Source organism: uncultured Muribaculum sp. (assembly GCF_910583865.1).
Taxonomy (GTDB): Bacteria; Bacteroidota; Bacteroidia; order Bacteroidales; family Muribaculaceae; genus Muribaculum.
The window spans coordinates 1-4,127 of sequence record NZ_CAJTYX010000018.1 but is presented as its reverse complement, the minus strand read 5'-3'; the positions used below and the strand labels follow the sequence as shown (position 1 = coordinate 4,127).

General features: G+C 47.4%; 5 protein-coding genes. 2 read left to right on the top strand and 3 right to left on the bottom strand.

Annotated elements, in window-relative coordinates; all coding sequences use genetic code 11:
* Positions 1-51 precede the first annotated feature (51 nt).
* Positions 52-600 (bottom strand): dTDP-4-dehydrorhamnose 3,5-epimerase, encoded by a 549-nt coding sequence (rfbC, locus tag QZ303_RS05625; protein WP_295730343.1) that lies wholly within the window; start codon positions 598-600, stop codon positions 52-54.
* A 109-nt stretch (positions 601-709) separates the two neighbouring features.
* Positions 710-1,066 carry a hypothetical protein gene (locus tag QZ303_RS05620; RefSeq protein WP_295730340.1) on the bottom strand — a complete coding sequence of 119 codons (357 nt, stop codon included), beginning with the start codon at positions 1,064-1,066 and terminating at the stop codon, positions 710-712.
* Between the two features lie 185 nt (positions 1,067-1,251).
* Between QZ303_RS05620 and QZ303_RS05615 the strand changes: the two genes are divergently transcribed.
* The gene (locus tag QZ303_RS05615) at positions 1,252-1,953 is read left to right on the top strand and encodes an SIMPL domain-containing protein (protein WP_295730468.1); all 702 of its coding nucleotides are present in this window, start codon (positions 1,252-1,254) and stop codon (positions 1,951-1,953) included.
* Between the two features lie 25 nt (positions 1,954-1,978).
* Here QZ303_RS05615 and QZ303_RS05610 read toward each other — a convergent pair whose 3' ends face one another.
* Positions 1,979-3,091, bottom strand: a complete 1,113-nt coding sequence (locus QZ303_RS05610) for an alpha/beta hydrolase family protein (protein ID WP_295730465.1) — start codon at positions 3,089-3,091, stop codon at positions 1,979-1,981.
* 290 nt (positions 3,092-3,381) lie between these two features.
* Between QZ303_RS05610 and QZ303_RS05605 the strand changes: the two genes are divergently transcribed.
* A complete protein-coding gene (locus QZ303_RS05605) occupies positions 3,382-4,077 on the top strand; it encodes an NUDIX domain-containing protein (protein WP_295730338.1) in 696 nt (231 codons plus the stop codon).
* Positions 4,078-4,127: the final 50 nt, after the last annotated feature.

Genomic DNA, 4,127 nt, shown 5'->3' with positions numbered 1-4,127 from the left:
ACTTCATTATATGCATATCAAAATGTGTACGATATACTCAAAACATATGCCTCAGAATGGAGAGTCGAAATCTTTCAACAGAGGATGGCGCATATCCTTCTCAGAGAGGATGGCCACAGACGGATCTACGCGCCAGTCTATGCCAAGCGACACATCGGCAATTGATATGCCTCCGTCAGCCTCCGGAGCATAATAATTGTCACATTTATATTGAAAGACGGCCACGTCAGACAATACTGCGAAACCATGGGCGAATCCGCGCGGAATGAACAACTGACGATGATTTTCCGCAGTCAACTCCACCGCCACATGCTGCCCATATGTGGACGATTCCTTGCGCAAATCGACGGCCACATCAAGTACAGCGCCGACCACACATCTAACCAGCTTGGCCTGAGAAAAAGGTGGACGCTGGAAATGCAGTCCGCGCATAACGCCTCGTGTGGACATGGATTCATTATCCTGGACGAAATCCACAGTCCCCACGGCAGCTTCAAACTCACGGCGGGAGAAACTCTCGAAAAAATATCCACGCGCATCCTTGAATATGCGCGGCTCGACAATCACCACGCCGTCGATATCCGTCTTTATAAATTCCATAAATAAAAATGTCGTTGATTTTCTCCACAAAGATAATCAACGACACTTGTATTTCAAAAAAATGTCAATACCGCTTTTACTACACCTTGATATTACAACAGAAGCACTCCTAAAACGCCGATGCCGACAGCATCTTATGCGCGGCCAGTTCCGAAACAAGCGCGGCAAACTGCTGCATGACTTCATGCGCCGATGTATCCACAAGCTGATCCGGACCAAGAGTATTGAGCTTGGCATAGCATCTGGCAGCAAGGTCAAACTTCTCCTGATTGTCATCGACAAGACTTATCAGTGCTCCCCACGCCCGGGCCTTCATATGTTCCTGAGCCGGCACATTAATTTCTTCAATACAGCCGATAAGTCTGGTAACATCTTCGGGTGAAACCTCCGAGGTAGGTTTATCGAGTATCTGCTCAATGCTTGACCCGCATGCTGTCAGCATGAAACACATTGACATCAGAAACATAAAAATAATTTTTCTCATCTTGATTAATTTTCCTAATTTTACAAAAGAAACACCACAAGTGTAATAGAGGTTTACCCCATTATGTAAAATATTTCCATGAATTATTTACCCGATTAAACTTTAACCTCTTTTTCATTGTCATAACCATAAATGTATTTACTCACAACATAAAACTTAACATGAAAATTCTGACACGCATACTGCCCGCACTTCTTATTGCGGCCGGTATCTTTTTCCTCGGAGTATTTATCAAGAGCGGAATCGATAACTTCGCCTACCGTGACCGCGTTGTAACCGTGCGCGGACTTGCCGAAAAGGAAGTAATGGCCAACAAAGTGACATGGCCCATCGTTTGCAAGGAGGTAGGCAACGACCTTGCATCCATCTACGACAAGATAACTTCAAACACATCCAAAATAAGCAAGTTCCTGACTGAAAACGGTATATCAGCCGACGAGATTCTTGTGCAGCCGCCCCAGATCCTCGACCTTCAGGCAGAGCGTTACGGCTCTAATGACCGCCCGTTCCGCTACAACGTTACATCTGTAGTAGTCGTTACCTCATCCGACGTACAGAAGGTCAACAAGCTGATTTCACGTCAGACAGAACTTCTCAAACAAGGAATAGCAATCACAGCCGGAGACTACGAATACCAGACCATCTATGAATACACCGCCCTCAACGACATCAAGCCGGGCATGATAGCCGAAGCTACCGCCAACGCACGTGAGGCCGCCGACAAGTTTGCCGCCGACTCCAAGAGCCGTCTCGGAAAAATAAAGACCGCATCACAAGGCCAGTTCGACATCTCCGACCGCGATCCTTATACCCCTTATCTGAAGAAAGTACGCGTGGTGTCTACCATAATATTCTATCTTGAGGACTGATTTTCCGCAATCAAGACGATTGCGTCTAAAGATTCTCATCAAAAAATTCCAATAAGCGCTTCTGCACCGCCTTGCCACATGAATGGGATATATCCCACAATTCCGTGGCGAGGCGGTTTTTAGCATCACGGCTGTCCCATACCTTATGCATTATCGCATATGCATCCTCCACGCCGTCCACGGGGAAAAGATGATCCCGGCGTCCATTTATAAACAGCATTGCCTTCGGACATGCCAACGATGCTATATGTGGATAATCGAGATACTGACGCAGGCCCGGTATGCAATTGGCAAAGCCCCCATATTCTTTTTTCCGGTCCTTAACCGACATCTGCACATCGGTAGTTACCATCCAGCACACCGAAGCTCCGGCTTTTATCCTGTCGCTCAACGCCGAAAGCATCCAGGCACGGTAGCCACCCATCGAACAACCGGCACATCCTATACGTGAGGCATCCACCTCAGGAAGAGATGCGAGAAATTCGGTGGCCGATATATCGTCATATGTCATAAAAGCGCTCAGACTCCTGCCGAGCATCATCATGTTACCCGCTATTATGTCATATTTCGAGCGGTCGACACCCTCCTCCCGACCGCGTTCACCCCACATGGGAGCATCCACCGAAAACACCACATATCCATGCGATGCTAGATAATCACCGAGATATTGACCTTCATACAGACGCACGCTCCATTCGTCGGCGTCCTTGATCACTACAGAATCCTCTGCAAAAGGTCGAACCATCTTTTCCTTGCCGATAAACAGATGTCCACCATGATCATGGAGCAGATTGACGGCAGGATGCGGGCCATCGCCATCAGGGACAAGCAGGTATCCGGTGACACGCGAATATGCATTGACATTGAAACGCACCTTACGCGCCTCGTAGCCATCGCGACGCTCTACCGCAACTACCTCCATTTCAGGGTCGGCGCGTTTAGGCGCAGCCATCATGCATTCCATCACTTTCGCACGGGCCACCTTTCGCCACTCGTCAAAATCGGTAATCGGGGAATTGCCCCATGCCAGAGGATAGTCAAGTTCCTCTTTCAGCTGCTCGACATAACAAGGTAGTTCAAACGTAAACTCATATTGCGCCCGTTTTTGCACCGGCACTTTTTCAGCGGCATATGCCATATGTTCACCACCTCCTGAAACTCCTGAAAACAATAACAACCCCAGCGCCACACCGAGGCGCATGGTGCCAATTTTCTTCAAACATTTATTATCTGTATTCGTCATGGATATAGGATTACTGTGAGTGTTATGGATGAGCCGACCATCCTTTAGCTTGCTTATATAACGATACTCCGCGCCCACATATTATTTATCATCGAGTAACTCACAAAATTATTTCGTAAAAAATACGCAATAATTTGGAAGTCCCGGAAATACGCCATATCTTTGCGTCATAAATACGCATAATTATGTGTGAGAAGAATCATTATTGCTATAAATACCCGCATCCGGCACTGACTTGCGATTGCGTCATTTTCGGATTTGACGGTTTGTCCCTCAAGATTTTGCTCATTGAGAGAGGCATCGAACCCTACAAAGGCCGCTGGGCTTTTCCCGGCGGTTTCATGAACATAGATGAAACTACCGACGATTGTGCCCGTCGGGAACTTTGGGAGGAAACCGGACTCTATAATGTTGAAGTCCGCCAATTCCATACTTTCAGCGCAGTAGGCCGCGATCCCCGGGAAAGAGTGGTGACGGTTGCCCATTATGCTCTCGTGAAGATTTCAGAAGTAAAAGGGGGTGATGATGCAAGCAACGCCCGTTGGTTTGCTCTCAACGAGATTCCGTCACTCGCTTTCGACCACGACCGCATTCTTCGTCTGGCATTCCAAACATTGAAGGAACGCATCTGCTTCGAACCGGTCGGCTTTGAGCTGCTTCCAAAGGTTTTCACCATGACTGAGCTTCAGAATCTTTATGAAGCAATCCTTGAGGTTAAGTTCGACCGTCGCAACTTCTACAAGAAGATGACCAAGCTCGGAATACTAATCGAGTCTGAGGAGCGTGGCGCCCATACTCCGGCACGCATTCCCGTTAAGTACAGTTTCAATCCGGAAAAATATGAAGAACTTAAAAAGAAAGGCTTTCGCCTTGAATTCTAAGAGGTTGTTTAAAAACAAAAGTGAAATACCGGGTTCGCAGATTTGCGATG

Excerpts from the sequence above, each read along its gene's own strand:
- rfbC (WP_295730343.1), bottom strand. The coding sequence starts at position 600 with ATGGAATTTATAAAGACGGATATCGACGGCGTGGTGATTGTCGAGCCG.
- QZ303_RS05620 (WP_295730340.1), bottom strand. The coding sequence starts at position 1,066 with ATGTTTCTGATGTCAATGTGTTTCATGCTGACAGCATGCGGGTCAAGC.
- QZ303_RS05610 (WP_295730465.1), bottom strand. The coding sequence starts at position 3,091 with ATGGCATATGCCGCTGAAAAAGTGCCGGTGCAAAAACGGGCGCAATAT.
- QZ303_RS05605 (WP_295730338.1), top strand. The coding sequence starts at position 3,382 with ATGTGTGAGAAGAATCATTATTGCTATAAATACCCGCATCCGGCACTG.